The organism is Streptomyces zhihengii (assembly GCF_016919245.1).
GTDB classification, from domain to species: Bacteria; Actinomycetota; Actinomycetes; order Streptomycetales; family Streptomycetaceae; genus Streptomyces; species Streptomyces zhihengii.
Map to the genome: position 1 here is coordinate 2,057,611 of NZ_JAFEJA010000001.1, position 13,933 is coordinate 2,071,543.

A 13,933-nucleotide genomic window follows, 5' to 3' on the forward strand; every position below is an offset into this window, starting at 1 on the left:
CGAAACCGGTAAGGGCGGGCAATCGACGGTGCCGCGACTATTGACACACCGGTCGCGGCGGGTGCCTCATATGAGGGCAACGACCGGCACCCGCAACGTTTATGACGGTGCGCCAGCTCGATGTCCGCCGGCCCTCCCCAGGAGTCGCCCCAGGGCGGGCACCGAGCAGTCCGCGACTCCGCTCCCGACGGCCGACCGCCGCGCGGCGAGGGGATGACAACGTTGTCCGATCGTCCCCACTCTTCCGAGGAGAACGATGAGCAAGCCACCCAGGCGCCGCAGCCGCTTCGCTGCCGCCGGTACCGTGATCGCCTCGCTGGCCGGCCTCCTGCTGCCGCTGCTCGGGGCCGGCGAAGCCGCCGCCGCCACCGGGATCAAGGTCAACAACGGGCGCGTGTACGAGGCGAACGGCAACGAGTTCGTCATGCGCGGCGTCAACCATGCCCACACCTGGTATCCGGACCGCACCCGGTCGATCGCCGACATCGCGGTCAAGGGCGCCAACACCGTCCGGGTGGTGCTCTCCAGCGGCGACCGCTGGACGAGGACGAGCGCCTCCGAGGTGTCCTCCCTCATCGGGCAGTGCAAGGCGAGCAAGGTCATCTGTGTGCTGGAGGTGCACGACACCACGGGCTACGGGGAGGACGGCGCCGCCGCCACCCTCGACCAGGCGGCGAACTACTGGATCGGGATCAAGGGCGCGCTGGAGGGTCAGGAGTCCTATGTCGTCGTGAACATCGGCAACGAGCCGTTCGGCAACAGCAACCACGCGGCATGGACGGACGCCACGAAGAACGCGATCGTCAAGCTGCGCAACGCGGGCCTCGACCACGCGCTGATGGTCGACGCCCCGAACTGGGGCCAGGACTGGTCGAACACCATGCGGAACAACGCCGCGTCGGTCTTCGCCGCCGACCCCGACCGCAACACGATCTTCTCGATCCACATGTACGGCGTCTACGACACCGCCGCCGAGGTGCGGGACTACCTGGGGCACTTCGCCAGTGCCGGACTGCCCATCGTGGTCGGCGAGTTCGGTGACAACCACAGCGACGGCAACCCGGACGAGGACGCCATCATGGCGACCGCCCAGTCGCTCCGGGTGGGGTACCTCGGCTGGTCCTGGAGCGGCAACGGCAGCGGCGTCGAGTACCTGGACATGGTGAACGGCTTCGACGCCGGCTCCCTGACCGGTTGGGGGCAGCGCTTCTTCAACGGCGCCAACGGCATCGCCGCCACGTCCAGGCCGGCCACGATCTACGGCGGTGGCGGCGGCACCGGGGGCGGCACCGCACCCAACGGCTACCCGTACTGCGCGAACGGCAGCACCACCGACCCCGACGGCGACGGCTGGGGCTGGGAGAACAGCCGCTCCTGCGTCGTCCGGGGCAGCGCGGCGGACGGCGGCACCGGGGGCGGCACCGCACCCAACGGCTACCCGTACTGCGCGAACGGCAGCATCACCGACCCCGACGGCGACGGCTGGGGCTGGGAGAACAGCCGCTCCTGCGTCGTCCGGGGCAGCGCGGCCGACCGCTGACAGCGGTCACGCACCGGGCTCCTCCCCCTGCGCGCCGGGTCCTCCCCCGGGGTGGGGCGGGCCCGGTGCGCCGGGCCGTCGCCTGCCCGGCCCCCTCGCCGTCGGCGCGATCCCGCCGCCGGCGAGGGCGGTAGGGTCACGGGTGACGGGCACCGGTGCACAGGGGGGACGGCGTGAAGCGGCCGACGATCACGGACATCGCACGCCGCGCCGGAGTCTCCAAGGTGGCCGTCTCCTACGCCCTCAACGACCAGCCGGGTGTCTCCGCAGCGACCCGCACCTCCATCAAGGCCATCGCCGAGGAGCTGGGCTGGCGCCCCAACAGCGCGGCCCGCGCACTCAACGGCGCCCGTGCGCAGGCGGTCGGCCTCGTCGTGCGGCGCCCGGCGGCGACGCTCGGCGCCGAGCCCTTCTTCATGGAGTTCATCAGCGGCATCGAGAGCGTGCTCTCCCCTCAGTCGTACGCGCTGATGCTCCAGGTCGTCGACGACCACCGGCAGGAGGTGGACGTCTACCGGCGCTGGTGGGGCGAGCGCCGGGTCGACGGTGTGTTCCTCGTCGACCTCCACGTCGACGACGCCCGGATCGGGCCGATCGGGACGCTGGGCCTGCCCGCCGTGGCCATCGGTCCCCCGCAGGTCTCGGGCGGGCTGCCCACCGTGTGGTCGGACGACGGCGCGAGCATCCACGAGATCGTGCGGTACCTGGCCACGCTGGGCCACCGGCGGATCGCGCGGGTCGCGGGGGCCGCGGAGCTCGCGCACACGGCGCTGCGCGACGCCGCGATGGCGGAGGTCTGCCGCGAACTCGGTCTGCCGGCCCCGGCCGTCGTCCACACCGACTACACCGGTGACGAAGGAGCGAAGGCGGCACGGCGGCTGCTGATCGCGGCAGAGCGGCCCAGTGCGATGATCTTCGACAACGACATCATGGCCGTGGCCGCGCTCTCCGTCGCGCAGGAACTGCGGCTGGACGTCCCCGGCGACGTGTCGCTCGTGGCCTGGGACGACTCCCCGCTGACGCGCGTCGTCCGCCCGGCGCTGTCGGGCATGTCGCGGGACATCCTGGCCTACGGCGCCCGTGCCGCGCAGAGCCTGCTCGCCCTGATCGGCGGTGCCCCGGTGAGCGATGTGCTCGACGGCTGCGCGCGCTTCGTGCCGCGGGCCAGCACCGCCCGGCCCTCCGCCTGAGGGCCGCCGCGCGCACCGGCCCGCCGGAGAGGGCAGTCCCTCCGTCGATGGACGCGGGGCGGGCCACCGAGCCGTGGTGATCCGCCCCGCGTCCGACCGCGGGTCAGAGACCCGCGGTCTCCGCCGCCTCGTCCCACCTCTTGTCGAGGCCGGCGAAGTAGTCGTCCCGGCTGCCCTCGCGGGCGCCCCGGGCGATGTCGATCAGCTTCCGCCGGTAGCCGGGCTCGTTCAGGCCGATCCCCGCGGCCTCGTCGACGGCGTTCACCGTGGCGGTCCTCGCCTCGGACCGTTCGACGAAGGTGACCTCGCCGTCGACGAAGTCCTTGAGCGAGGGCGGCATCGGCGCGGATCGCGAGGTGGGCACGGCACCCTCCTTCTCGGAGTACCCCGACTCGTCGGTGAACCAGTCGATCCACGCCCGGGCGGCCTCCTGGTGCTCGGAGTGGATGCTCACCGCCTGCTGGTAGTCGGAGACGAGGGTGGCGCAGAACGTCCCGGCCTTCCGGGCGGGGAACGGCAGGAAGCCGATGTCGGAGGCGAGGCCGCCGGCCTCCTCCGCGGCCTTCTGCATCTGGGTGATCGACCAGGAGCCCAGCATCATCGTGCCGATCCTGCCCTCGGCCAGCAGCTTCTTGGACTCCTCCCAGTCGGTGGCGGTGGGGTCCTCCTCGGCGAGTCCGTCCTCGACGATGTCGTGCAACAGGCCGTCCACGACGCCGAGTTCGCCGCCGCTCCCCCAGGGCGAGACCGGGCCGGCGAGTGCGTCGCCCGCGCCGCCGTCGCAGCTCACCGAGCCGGTGTTGGCCGTCCACTGCACCAGCGGCCAGCCGTCCTTGTAGTTGGTGTAGTAGGGGGTGGCGTCCGTCGTGTCCTTGATCGCCTGGAGGGCGTCGAGGAACTCCCGTGCCGTCCCCGGCCATGCGGTGACACCGGCCTCCCGCCACACCGCCCTGTTGTGGACGAAGCCGTTGGCGGTGCCGAACTGCGCAAGCCCGTACACCTTGCCGCCGACCTCGCTCTTGTCGGTGAAGCGGTAGGTCTCCGACAGGTCGGACGCCTCGCCGAGGGGAGCGAAGAACTCCGGATAGTCGTTCTTCGCGACGCTGCCGGGGATCATCAGGACGTCGCCGTACTCCCCGGTGTCCATCCGCGCGCGGACGTCGCCCTCGTAGTCGGTGATGCCCTCGAACCGCACCGTCACCCCGGGGTGGACCCGGTTGAACTCCGTCGCGTAGGCCGCCATCGATCCGTCGTCGACGAGGTCGGTGCGCTGCGTCAGCACGGTGATGGTGCCGCTGAGCGCGCCCGGGTCGTCGTCCGGCCCGGAGGCGTCGCCGTCGGTGGCGGGGCCGCCACCGCATCCGGCCACGGCGATCAGCGCGGCGCCGGCGCAGGCGCTCACGAGGGCCCTGGTCTTCCCCATGCCCTTGCTCCTTCGGAAGTGATCGGCTCAGGTGTGCGGTGGGTGATCGGCAGCATGGCGCACGGAGGTGAACCGGTAAAGCAGTCGGGTCACACGCGATGTTCAATCGTTATCGCCAGCAGTGCTTTACCGGTTGACCCGATACGGGGGACACACCGTGCCGCCGTACCGGGGGCCGGAAGCCCGGTTGATCGCCGGGGCCGGGCCCCGTACCGTGCCTGCCGTGAACAACCCCGAATCGGACAGAGCCGAGCCGCCGGTCGCCCGGCGGCGTGACGTCTGACCGGTCCCCCGCGGACCGGTGGTCCGTCGATCCCGCCTCCAGCGACCGGACGCGCCCTTCCGCGTGTCCGCGACGGCTCCGCCACCCGGCATCCCGCCCGGTGACAGGCCCGCGCGTCGGCACGCGGACGTCCCCGACCGCGCCTTCCGATGCCGGAGTCGTTCTCTTGCCTGTCCTTCTTCCCGTCCTCGCCCTCGCCGTCTTCGCGCAGGGCACCTCCGAGTTCATGCTGTCGGGCCTGGTGCCCGGCATCGCCGAGGACCTGTCCGTGTCGACGGGTTCCGCCGCGAGCCTGACCTCCGCCTACGCGATCGGCATGGTGCTCGGCGCGCCGCCGATGGCCGCGCTGAGCGCGCGGTGGCCGCGCCGCCTGGCACTGGCCCTGTTCCTGTCCGTGTTCGTCGCCGTCCATGTGGCGGGCGCCCTCACCACGAGCTTCCCGCTGCTGTTCGCCACCCGGGTCGTGGCCGCGGTGGCCAACGCGGGATTCCTCGCCGTCGCGATGTCCGTGGCGACGGCCACGGCCGCACCGGAGCGGCAGACCCGGGCGACGGCCGTACTGCTGTCCGGCGTGACGCTGTCGATCGTCGCCGGGGTCCCCGGGGGCGCCCTGCTGGGCGCGTGGGCGGGCTGGCGCGCGGTGTTCTGGGCGGTGGCGCTGCTGTGCCTGCCCGCGCTGGCGCTCGTCCTGCGCTCCGCTCCCGCCGACGCCTGCGGCGGGCGGGACGTCCCCGTCGCCACCGAGCTGCGGGCACTGGCGTCCCGGCCGGTGCGGGAGGCGCTGCTGCTCGCCGCCGCCGTCAACGGAGCCACCTTCGCGGTCTTCGCCTACCTGGCCGTGATCGCCACCGGGCCCGCCGGTCTGCCCGGCGGGGCGGTCCCCGCGCTGCTCGCGGCCTTCGGCGCCGGCGCGTTCGCCGGGGTCGTGACCACGGGCCGGACGGGTGACGGACGGCTCGGCCGCGGTCTGCGCCTCACCCTGTGCGCCCTGCCCGCGGGTTGGGCCGCGGTGGCCCTGGCCGGGGAACGTCCGGTGCCGCTGTTCCTCCTCGCCACCGCCTTGGGCGGTCTGTCGTTCGGTGCCGGGTCCGCGCTGGTGGGCCGTGTCATGCGGGTGGCGTCGCCCGGGGCGCCCGCGCTGAGCGGCGCGTTCGCCACGGTGGCGCTCAACACCGGTGCGGTGGCGGGTCCGCTGCTGGCCGGCGCGGTCACCGGCGCGACGGGGGACGCCCGGGACGCCGCGTGGGTGAGCACGGCGCTGGCCTCGGCCGCGGCGCTGCTCGTCGTCGCCGTGCGACGGCGTGACGGACGGGGGCCCGAAGGGCGGGGCGCGACGGACGGGGGCCCGACGGACGTCAGGCCCGTGCGGCGGCCGGCGCCTGAGGACGCCTGAGGGTGCCCGGGCATGCCTGAAGGTGCCTGAGCAGGCCTGACACGCCGTCCCCCTCCCCGGCGGGAGGGGGGCGGCGTGCCGTCAGCGGGTGGGGAAGGCGTCGAGGGCTTCCGCCCAGGCGTCGGCCGCCGCGCGCAGGTCGTCGGTGGCGACCTGGACGTGCACCCAGTACTGGTAGATGTCCGGCCGGTCGGCGCCCGTGCGCCAGGGCGGCAGCGCCTCCAGGGACAGGTGCACGCGCACCAGGGCCGTGTCGCCGTCCCGTTCGGCGAGGCTGAACGCCAGGACGGGCTCGGTGAACCAGGTGTCGGGTGACATCCAGCCGTCGTCGGGCCCCGTGACCGCCACCGTGCCGTCGGCCGCACCGCGCAGCCAGGCGGTGACCTGGTGCGCCTCGTCGACCAGCAGGGCGGCGTCGGTGAACGACCAACTGCCCTCGGCGGTCGTCACGGTGGCGCCGATGACGAGCCAGTTGTCGTCGTAGCGGTTGCCGACGACACCCGGGAACTCGTAGCGCACGGGTGTCAGCTCGACGCGGCTCTCTCCGTCGTCCAGGATCACCGACCGAGGATGTCACGTGTCGGTGTCGGTGCCGGTGTCAGTCTCGGTGCCGGTGTCGGTGTCAGTCTCGGTGCCGGTGCCGGTGTCGGTGCCGGTCTCGGTGTCGGTGTCGGTGTCGGTGTCGGTGGCATGTGTCAGAGTCGGCGCATGCTCGACATCAATGTGCGGACAGAGGACGGCAAGCAGCACGTCCGGGTGTCCGCGGAGGAACTGGCCGCCCTGGTGCGGAGGATCGGCGGCTGGGACGACCACTTCCTGGTCGTCCAGCGGATACCCGACCTGCCCGACGTCTTCGCCCAGGTGTGGCACAAGGACGGCGAGGAGTGGACGGTCGAGTACCGCGACGGCGCCGCCGACCGGCACTTCCAGGCCCTGACCGACTCCCCGGAGGAGGTGATCGCCGCCCTCACCGGCTGGTCCCACGGGGAGGACGGCTGGCGGGGCGAGCTGGACTGGTCACTGCTGGACATGGGCCCCGCCGCCGAGGTGCCGCCGCTCGACCTGACCGACGAGGAGCGCGGGCTGCTGGAGAGCCACGTGCGCGAAGTGCTGGCCGCCGGCTACGCGTCCCGCGCCCAACTGGCCGAGACCGCCGAGGAGTACCTGGTCACCCAGGACCGGCGGCCGCTGACCCGCGGGCAGGCCGAGGCGCTGGCGGACCGCCTGTGGATGGAGCGCGTCGCGGAGCAGGCCGCGTGGCGGGGCGAGACCGATCCCGAGCGCCTCACCCGCGCGTTCAGCGCGCTGGAGGCGGCCGGGATCACCGCCCGCGAGCACTTCACCTGCTGCCGCACCTGCGGCGACGCCGAGATCGGCGAGGAGACCGTCCCCGGCACGCGGGGGTTCGTCTACTTCCACACCCAGTCCACCGAGTCCGCCGCTGCGGGCCACGGACTGACGCTGCTGTACGGCGCCTTCGACGACACGGAGGGCGCCGCGGCCGCCGTCGGCCGCGAGGTGGTGGCCGCGCTCGACGCGTCCGGCCTGCGTACCGACTGGGACGGGGACCCCCGCCGGGTCATCACCGTCACCCCGCTGGAGTGGCGCCGCCGCCTGGTGGGGTGACGCCCGAGGGCCCCGGCGGGCGGGCGGTGAGGTCGAGCTCCGCGCGGACCGTCTTGCCGACGGGGTGGCGGTCGACGACCTCCCAGCGGTCGGCCAGCGCGTCCACGAGCAGCAGTCCGCGCCCCGACTCCGCCAGGGCGTCGGGCACGGGCGGCCGCGTGGAGGGCCGCAGCTCTCCCCGGGCGTCGGACACCTCGATCCGCAGGACCGCGCCGGGGGTGCGGGACAGCACCAGCTCGAAGTCCCGCCCGGGGACGCGGCCGTGGGTGACGGCGTTGGCGGCCAGCTCGCCGACGATCAGCGCCGCGGTCCGCGACAGCCCGCTCCGGTGGCCGAGGCCCCAGCGCTCGAACTGGACCTCCGCGAGCCGGCGGGCGAGCCGGGCGCCGCGCGGGGTCGAGCTGAAGCGCTGACTGAACACACGTACGGTGACGGCTTCGCCGCCGGTGGCGAGGGGGGAGTTGTTGCTCATGGGACCCCATCCGACCGGCCCTCCGGGCTCCTTGCCAGCTCACCGACCCGTACGCTGCGTCAGCGTACGGGCGCGCAGAGTGGACGGTACGCGTAACCCGCTGTGACCATGGGCCCGTTGCGTGACGCGATCGGGCGGAGGTGGCCGGGATGTCGAACGAGGGCACGGGCGGCGGCGGGGGCGAACCGGAGGGCTCCGACAGCCTGAAGGCCTTCGGCGAGGTCGTCAAGGCGTTCCGGAGACGAGCCGGGATGACGCAGGAGCAGTTCGCCCCGGCCGTGCGGTACTCGGTGCCGACCGTCGCCTCGATCGAGCAGGGGCGGCGGTTCCCGCCGGCGGACTTCGTGAACCGCGCGGAGGAGGTCCTGGACGCTTTCGGCGCCCTGCGGGGCCCCGCCCGGCACCTGTCCCGCCGCCCCGGGCTGGCCAGTTGGTTCCGCCAGTGGGCGCGCCTGGAGGCGGAGGCGGTGTCGCTGGACACGTACGAGTGCAGGCTGATCCCCGGGCTGCTCCAGACGGAGGGGTACGCCCGGACGCTGTTCGTGAACCAGTTGCCGCCGCTGGGCGACGACCAGATCGAGGCGCAGATGGCGGCGCGGCTGGAGCGTCAGCGGCTGCTCACCGAGCGGCCGAACACGGCGTACAGCTTCATCCTGGAGGAGCACCTGTTCCTGCGGCGCACCGGCGGCGCGCGCGTCACGGCGGAGCTGATCGACCATGTCCTGCGCATCGCGGACCTCCGGAACGTCGAGATCCAGATCATGCCGCTGGTACAGGAGGCGCACGCCGGGCTGGCCGGCCCGATGCAGTTGCTGGAGACGCCGGACAACCGCTGGCTGGCCTACTGCGAGGGGCAGGAGAGCGGCCAGATGGTCACGGACCCCAAGGTCGTCAGCATGCTCAAGATGCGGTATGCCAGGATGCGTTCGCAGGCCCTCACCCCCGAGGACTCCCGGGGCCTGCTGAGGCGGATGCGAGGAGCGGCATGACGACCACCACCGATCTGGCCTGGTTCAAGAGCAGCTACAGCGGCGGCTCGGGCGACTCCTGCGTCGAGGTCGCCCTGAGCTGGCACAAGAGCAGCTACAGCAGTGGCTCCGGCGACTCCTGCGTGGAGGTCGCCACGACCCCGCGCGCCGTGCACGTGCGGGACTCCAAGGTCGTCGAGGGTCCCCGGCTGGACCTCTCCCCCGGCTCGTGGGCCGCGTTCCTCGGCTTCGCAGCCGGGGGCGGGCCCGCTTCCTGAAAAGTTCACCGGGTGATGTGGCGGACTCCCCTGCTGCTAACTTCTACATGTCTGTAGAATTCAACGTGCCGGGCCGCACCCTCCTGTGGCCCGGCACCTGCCGAGGGAGCGCTCATGGCCCTGTGGGACCGCCTCAAGGAGTCCGCGTCGACGATGCAGACCCAGCTCGTGGCGAAGAGGAACGACCTCAAGAGCGGCGCCTTCCGCGACGCGTCGATGGCGATGTGCGCGCTGGTCGCGGCCGCCGACGGGACGGTGGACCCGTCGGAGCGGCAGCGCGTCGCGCAGCTCATCGGCACCAACGAGGTGCTCCAGAACTTCCCCGCCGACGACCTGCGCCGCCGGTTCGAGGAGAACCTGGACAAGCTGACGACCGACTTCGCGTTCGGCAAGGTCAGCGTGCTGCAGGAGGTCGCCAAGGCGAAGAAGAAGCCCGCCGAGGCGCGTGCCGTGATCCAGATCGGCATCGTCATCGGCGGCGCGGACGGGGACTTCGACAAGGACGAGCAGGCCGTCGTGCGCGAGGCGTGCTTCACGCTCGGCCTCGCGCCCCACGAGTTCGACCTGTAGGGCGGCGCGGGCCTCTGCGCTCACCCCCGGGCCCGCTTCGCGCGCAGATACGCGCGGACGAGCGAGACTCCCCCCGGGATCACGAGCAGCAGACCGCACAGCAGGGTGACGGCCGCTTCCCCGAAGAGGACGACGAGCAGCAGTCCGCAGACGGTGTACAGGATGCCGAGCGGCGCGATCGCGACCTCCTGCGGGGCGGCGCGCCCGTCCGCCGGGCGCGGAGCAGCCGCCCGCCAGGAGTCGCCGGGCACGCCGGAGCGTCTGTCGCCGTCGGCGCCGGCCTCGCCGGCCAGGGCTGTGGTGGGTGTCCCCCCGGTTCTCATGACATGGCGGCTACCCCCGGACTCGCGGCTGATTCCCGTGTCCGCCCGGTCGGTTCCGGACCCGCGGCCCCACCACGTCACATCGGTGTCGCGGCCTTGAGGACGAAGAACAGCGTGACGGCCGAGTTGGCCGAGGACAGCGCGGAGGCCGTGGTGCCCACCGCGGCGCCCCAGGCGGCCAGGCCCGCGGTCGTGGAGACCGGCGGCCAGAGCCGGGCGGACGGCGCCGGTTCCAGCAGGGCCGCCACCCGGCGCGGCACCGGGCCCGCGGCGAAGCCCGCGAGCGCCGGGCCGGGGGTGCCGGCGGAGAACAGGGCCGCCTTGCCGACCGCCCGCGCCACGACGCGGCGGCTGCCGACGGCGGCCGCGGCCTCCTCGTCGGCCCAGCGTTCCGCGGTGTAGGTCACGGCGGTGCGCAGCGGCCGCAGGAACGGGTTGGCCCGGGCGGCCAGTTGCACGGCCAGCAGCAGCCGGTGGTGACGTCCGGCCAGGTGGGCGCGTTCGTGGGCGAACAGGGCCCGGCGTTCGGCGGGTTCCAGGGCGGACAGCATGCCCCTGGTGACCACGACCCGCCCGGTCCGGCGGCCGGTGCCGGGCAGGGCGTAGGCGTAGGGAGTGCTGTCGGGCAGCACCGCGACACCCCGGCCCTTCAGCGACCGCAGCGCGTGCGTGGTCCGGCGGCGCACCCGGCGGTGGCGCAGCGCAGCCCGGCCGCAGGAGAGGAGCACCGCGAGCAGCGCCGGGATCGCGGCGGGGCCGGCGAGTTCGTCGTACGGGAGCGCCGCCCGCACCTCCGGGTCCGACCAGGCGTCCGGGAGCGGGTTGCCGGGCAGTTGGGCCGTGCCCACCACCATGAGGAGGGCGAGGCACAGGGTGCTGCACACGGCGAGGACCGCGGCGACCACCGTCAGCAGGCGGGTGGCCGCGCGGGGATGGAGGTGCTGTTCCGCGAGGCGGGCGATCGGCCAGGCGGTCAGGGGCAGGACCAGCGGCAGGAAGACGAAGACCCCCATGCGGTCAGCGCTCCTCTTCGCCCTCGTCGGCGGGCAGCGGGGCGCCGGCCGTCCGGGGCTCGGGCTCGTCGCCGGTCCGGGTCAGCAGGCCGCGCAGCAGTTCCTCGTCCCCGGGCGCGAGGCCGGTGACGAAGCTGGCGAGCACGGCCTCGCGGTCGGCCTCCGCGTCGAGCACCCTGCGCATCCGCAGGGCGGCGAGGCCCGCCTCGTCGGCGGTCGCCGTCCAGGCGAAGGACCGGCCCTCGCGCTCTCGGGTGACCGCTCCCTTGGCCTGGAGGCGGGTCAGGATGGTGATCACTGTGGTGTAGGCGAGGGTGCCGCCGAGCCGGTCCTGCACCCAGGCCGTGTTGACCGGGCCCGGAGCCTGCCGCAGGACGGCGAGCACCTGGCCCTCCAGCTCGCCCTGCCGGCGGCGCCGGGGTCCCGCGGCCGTGCCGTCCTCGTCGCGGTCCGCCATCGCTCGTCCCTCCCGCCGGTGTCCGCCCGGCGCGGAGGGCGCCGGAGCCCGCCCATCGTACTGACGCGCCGGGGGGCCGATCGGGCGCGGGCGCGGGGCCCTGTGAAAATCGGCCACCAGGCCACCTTCCTTGCCGTTTCTTTACCCTTTCTTGGCCTTCCGCGTACTGTGGGGCACTCCCCAGGAAGGGATCAGCGTTGAACGTCTCAACGACCATGTGGGTGCTCACCGTTGTGGGTCTGTGCGTGCTCGTCGCCGCCGACTTCTTCATCGGCGGACGCAAGCCGCACGACGTCTCGATCAAGGAGGCGGGGATCTGGAGCGCCGTCTGGATCGCCCTCGCCACCCTCTTCGGTGCGGGCCTGCTGATCTGGGGCGACGCACAGGCCTCGGGCGAGTTCTTCGCCGGCTACGTCACCGAGAAGTCGCTCAGCGTCGACAACCTCTTCGTCTTCGTGCTGATCATGGCGAAGTTCGCGGTCCCGTCGATCTACCAGCAGCGCGTACTGATGATCGGCGTGCTCATCGCGCTGGTCCTGCGCGCCGTGTTCATCGCCCTGGGCGCCGCCGCGATCAACTCGTTCGCCTGGGTCTTCTTCCTCTTCGGCGCGTTCCTCATCTGGACCGCCTGGAAGCTGATCCAGGAGGCCCGCGCCGGTGAGCAGGACGAGGAATGGGAGGAGGGCCGCCTGATGAAGGCCGTCGAACGGCGCCTGCCCTCCACCGATCAGTGGCACGGCACGAAGATGTTCGTCCGCGAGAACGGCAAGCGGCTGGCCACGCCGATGCTGATCGTCATGCTGGCGATCGGCGTCACGGACCTGCTCTTCGCGGTCGACTCGATCCCGGCGATCTTCGGCCTGACCCAGGACCCGTACATCGTCTTCACCGCCAACGCCTTCGCGCTGATGGGGCTGCGGCAGCTCTACTTCCTCATCGCCGGTCTGCTGAAGAAGCTGGTGCACCTGTCGTACGGCCTGTCCGTCATCCTCGCCTTCATCGGCGTCAAGCTCGTGCTGCACGGCCTCCACGAGACGACGAGCCTGGACGTCCCGGAGGTCTCCCTCCCGGTCTCGCTCGGCGTCATCTTCGGCGTGCTGGTCGTCACGACGGTCACCAGCCTCGTCGCGTCGAAGCGGACGGAGAGGGCGGAGGCGGAAGCGAAGGCGGAGGCGGAGGGGGCATCAATGCGCTCGCGCACGCCGGAGTGATCCACTACCTTCCGTCCCTGTCGTCACGGAGTCACGGAGCCACGAGAGGGCGGGAGCCTGCCGCATGGAGACCGACGGAGTACGGACCGACCGGCTGGGAGCGCTGCTCGACCAGTTCGACCAGGCGCGGGAGATGGCCCGGGTGCGGCTGGAGGGGCTCGGCGACGAGGAGCACCTGTGGGAGCCGGTGGCCGGCTGCTGGTCGATCCGGCGCCGCGAGGAGGCGGTGACCCCTCGGGCCTACGGCCCGGGCGCGTGGGTGATCGACAAGGGCGCCGCGGACATCCCGGCGAGCGAGTACGCGGAGGTCGCCCGGCAGGCCGCGGGCGGGATGACGATCGAGAAGATCGCCGAGGACTGGAGCGTGAGCACCGCCCGGGTCGAGGAGGTGCTGGCGTTCGAAGGTGTGCCGGAGCCCGACGTGGTGCCGGTCACCACGATCGCCTGGCGGCTGGCGCACCTGCACTCGTGCTTCGCGGGCGAGTGGGAGTGGACGTTCGGCGGGCGGCGGCGGGATCCGCACGAGCTGGTCGACTTCACGCCGTCCGCCTCCCTGGCCCTGGAGCGCTTCTGGGCGACGATCGACCGCTGGCGGGAGAGCGTGGGGGCCGTCACCGAGGAGCAGTTGGACACGGTCGGCTTCTCGCAGTACCCGTACGGATCGGATCCCGACGACCCGTACATCACGGTGGTGGCGGGCGCCAATCTGGAGTTCATCCACCACATGGCCGAGATCGCGGTGCTGCGCGACCTGTGGCGGGCCCGCTCCACGGGTGCGGGCACGCCCGGCTGACGGCGCCCCGGCCGCTCGGCCGGGGCGCCCCGGGCCGGTGGGAGCCGGACGGCCGGCCCCGGGGCGTTGGCGTACGGACGCCCTGCCGCCGCCCCGGGCGGGGCGGCGGCAGGGCGTCGGGCGGAGACGGGGGGAGCCGCTCCGCCGGTCAGGAGACGGAGGCGGCAGGTTGCCCCGCTCCACGGGTGCGGGCGGGCCGGGCCGGTGGCCCGGCCTGCCGGGTACCTGCGACGGACCAGGCGCACGGCCCGACCCACCGGGTACAGCCGACAGGCCGAGCGCACGGCCCGACCGGCCGGTTACGGCGGGCCCGCCAGGCACACGGCCCGACCCACCGGGTACAGCCGGCAGGCCGAGCGCACGGCCCGACCGGCCGGTTACGGCGAGCCCGCC

At 73.2% G+C, this 13,933-nt stretch carries 16 protein-coding genes; 9 read left to right on the plus strand and 7 right to left on the minus strand.

Annotation, left to right across the window (positions count from 1 at the left end):
- Positions 1-256 precede the first annotated feature (256 nt).
- Both JE024_RS08460 and JE024_RS08465 read left to right on the plus strand, forming a co-directional pair.
- Positions 257-1,540: a cellulase family glycosylhydrolase gene (locus tag JE024_RS08460; RefSeq protein ID WP_205373015.1), complete on the plus strand. Its 1,284-nt coding sequence runs from the start codon at positions 257-259 to the stop codon at positions 1,538-1,540.
- 173 nt (positions 1,541-1,713) lie between these two features.
- Complete coding sequence (locus tag JE024_RS08465; protein ID WP_205373016.1) at positions 1,714-2,730, plus strand: LacI family DNA-binding transcriptional regulator; 1,017 nt, start codon at positions 1,714-1,716, stop codon at positions 2,728-2,730.
- A 103-nt stretch (positions 2,731-2,833) separates the two neighbouring features.
- Here JE024_RS08465 and JE024_RS08470 read toward each other — a convergent pair whose 3' ends face one another.
- Positions 2,834-4,153 (minus strand): ABC transporter substrate-binding protein, encoded by a 1,320-nt coding sequence (locus tag JE024_RS08470; protein WP_205373017.1) that lies wholly within the window; start codon positions 4,151-4,153, stop codon positions 2,834-2,836.
- A 449-nt stretch (positions 4,154-4,602) separates the two neighbouring features.
- Here JE024_RS08470 and JE024_RS08475 point away from each other — a divergent pair, with 449 nt between their 5' ends.
- Entirely contained in the window at positions 4,603-5,829 is a 1,227-nt protein-coding gene (locus JE024_RS08475; protein ID WP_205373018.1) for a Cmx/CmrA family chloramphenicol efflux MFS transporter, read from the plus strand.
- A gap of 81 nt (positions 5,830-5,910) precedes the next feature.
- Here JE024_RS08475 and JE024_RS08480 read toward each other — a convergent pair whose 3' ends face one another.
- Together JE024_RS08480 and JE024_RS08485 are read right to left on the minus strand one after the other, a co-directional pair.
- Positions 5,911-6,390 carry a WapI family immunity protein gene (locus tag JE024_RS08480; protein ID WP_205373019.1) on the minus strand — a complete coding sequence of 160 codons (480 nt, stop codon included), beginning with the start codon at positions 6,388-6,390 and terminating at the stop codon, positions 5,911-5,913.
- Between the two features lie 12 nt (positions 6,391-6,402).
- The gene (locus tag JE024_RS08485; RefSeq protein ID WP_205373020.1) at positions 6,403-6,579 is read right to left on the minus strand and encodes a hypothetical protein; all 177 of its coding nucleotides are present in this window, start codon (positions 6,577-6,579) and stop codon (positions 6,403-6,405) included.
- Here JE024_RS08485 and JE024_RS08490 point away from each other — a divergent pair.
- On the plus strand, positions 6,538-7,455 hold the full coding sequence (locus JE024_RS08490; RefSeq protein WP_205373021.1) for a DUF6891 domain-containing protein: 918 nt from the start codon (positions 6,538-6,540) through the stop codon (positions 7,453-7,455). The two genes, JE024_RS08485 and JE024_RS08490, sit on opposite strands and share 42 nt — an antisense overlap.
- Here JE024_RS08490 and JE024_RS08495 read toward each other — a convergent pair.
- Entirely contained in the window at positions 7,418-7,927 is a 510-nt protein-coding gene (locus JE024_RS08495; RefSeq protein WP_205373022.1) for an ATP-binding protein, read from the minus strand. The two genes, JE024_RS08490 and JE024_RS08495, sit on opposite strands and share 38 nt — an antisense overlap.
- Before the next feature lie 149 nt (positions 7,928-8,076).
- Here JE024_RS08495 and JE024_RS08500 point away from each other — a divergent pair, with 149 nt between their 5' ends.
- The 3 genes from JE024_RS08500 (at position 8,077) to JE024_RS08510 (ending at position 9,743) form a co-directional block, all read left to right on the plus strand.
- A complete protein-coding gene (locus tag JE024_RS08500) occupies positions 8,077-8,916 on the plus strand; it encodes a helix-turn-helix domain-containing protein (RefSeq protein WP_205373023.1) in 840 nt (279 codons plus the stop codon).
- Entirely contained in the window at positions 8,913-9,173 is a 261-nt protein-coding gene (locus JE024_RS08505; RefSeq protein ID WP_205373024.1) for a DUF397 domain-containing protein, read from the plus strand. The genes JE024_RS08500 and JE024_RS08505 overlap by 4 nt, the downstream gene beginning before the upstream one ends.
- Positions 9,174-9,287: 114 nt before the next feature.
- Positions 9,288-9,743, plus strand: a complete 456-nt coding sequence (locus JE024_RS08510) for a tellurite resistance TerB family protein (RefSeq protein ID WP_205373025.1) — start codon at positions 9,288-9,290, stop codon at positions 9,741-9,743.
- 20 nt (positions 9,744-9,763) lie between these two features.
- On the opposite strand, the gene JE024_RS08515 is transcribed toward JE024_RS08510, so the two are convergent.
- From JE024_RS08515 to JE024_RS08525, 3 genes are all read right to left on the minus strand, one after another.
- Complete coding sequence (locus JE024_RS08515; RefSeq protein WP_205373026.1) at positions 9,764-10,066, minus strand: hypothetical protein; 303 nt, start codon at positions 10,064-10,066, stop codon at positions 9,764-9,766.
- 77 nt (positions 10,067-10,143) lie between these two features.
- Positions 10,144-11,079 (minus strand): M56 family metallopeptidase, encoded by a 936-nt coding sequence (locus tag JE024_RS08520; RefSeq protein ID WP_205373027.1) that lies wholly within the window; start codon positions 11,077-11,079, stop codon positions 10,144-10,146.
- A gap of 4 nt (positions 11,080-11,083) precedes the next feature.
- Positions 11,084-11,536, minus strand: coding sequence for a BlaI/MecI/CopY family transcriptional regulator (locus tag JE024_RS08525; protein ID WP_205373028.1), 453 nt, complete (start codon positions 11,534-11,536; stop codon positions 11,084-11,086).
- A gap of 197 nt (positions 11,537-11,733) precedes the next feature.
- On the opposite strand from JE024_RS08525, the gene JE024_RS08530 reads away from it, so the two are divergent.
- Both JE024_RS08530 and JE024_RS08535 read left to right on the plus strand, forming a co-directional pair.
- Positions 11,734-12,747 (plus strand): TerC family protein, encoded by a 1,014-nt coding sequence (locus JE024_RS08530; RefSeq protein WP_205373029.1) that lies wholly within the window; start codon positions 11,734-11,736, stop codon positions 12,745-12,747.
- Positions 12,748-12,811: 64 nt separating this feature from the next.
- Positions 12,812-13,540 carry a DinB family protein gene (locus tag JE024_RS08535; RefSeq protein WP_205373030.1) on the plus strand — a complete coding sequence of 243 codons (729 nt, stop codon included), beginning with the start codon at positions 12,812-12,814 and terminating at the stop codon, positions 13,538-13,540.
- The last annotated feature ends 393 nt before the right edge of the window (positions 13,541-13,933 follow it).

Bases quoted from the DNA above. Each gene is read 5' to 3' on its own strand.
- JE024_RS08515 (WP_205373026.1), bottom strand. From the start codon at position 10,066: ATGAGAACCGGGGGGACACCCACCACAGCCCTGGCCGGCGAGGCCGGC.
- JE024_RS08490 (WP_205373021.1), top strand. From the start codon at position 6,538: ATGCTCGACATCAATGTGCGGACAGAGGACGGCAAGCAGCACGTCCGG.
- JE024_RS08535 (WP_205373030.1), top strand. From the start codon at position 12,812: ATGGAGACCGACGGAGTACGGACCGACCGGCTGGGAGCGCTGCTCGAC.
- JE024_RS08500 (WP_205373023.1), top strand. From the start codon at position 8,077: ATGTCGAACGAGGGCACGGGCGGCGGCGGGGGCGAACCGGAGGGCTCC.
- JE024_RS08460 (WP_205373015.1), top strand. From the start codon at position 257: ATGAGCAAGCCACCCAGGCGCCGCAGCCGCTTCGCTGCCGCCGGTACC.
- JE024_RS08495 (WP_205373022.1), bottom strand. From the start codon at position 7,927: ATGAGCAACAACTCCCCCCTCGCCACCGGCGGCGAAGCCGTCACCGTA.
- JE024_RS08470 (WP_205373017.1), bottom strand. From the start codon at position 4,153: ATGGGGAAGACCAGGGCCCTCGTGAGCGCCTGCGCCGGCGCCGCGCTG.
- JE024_RS08510 (WP_205373025.1), top strand. From the start codon at position 9,288: ATGGCCCTGTGGGACCGCCTCAAGGAGTCCGCGTCGACGATGCAGACC.
- JE024_RS08505 (WP_205373024.1), top strand. From the start codon at position 8,913: ATGACGACCACCACCGATCTGGCCTGGTTCAAGAGCAGCTACAGCGGC.
- JE024_RS08525 (WP_205373028.1), bottom strand. From the start codon at position 11,536: ATGGCGGACCGCGACGAGGACGGCACGGCCGCGGGACCCCGGCGCCGC.
- JE024_RS08520 (WP_205373027.1), bottom strand. From the start codon at position 11,079: ATGGGGGTCTTCGTCTTCCTGCCGCTGGTCCTGCCCCTGACCGCCTGG.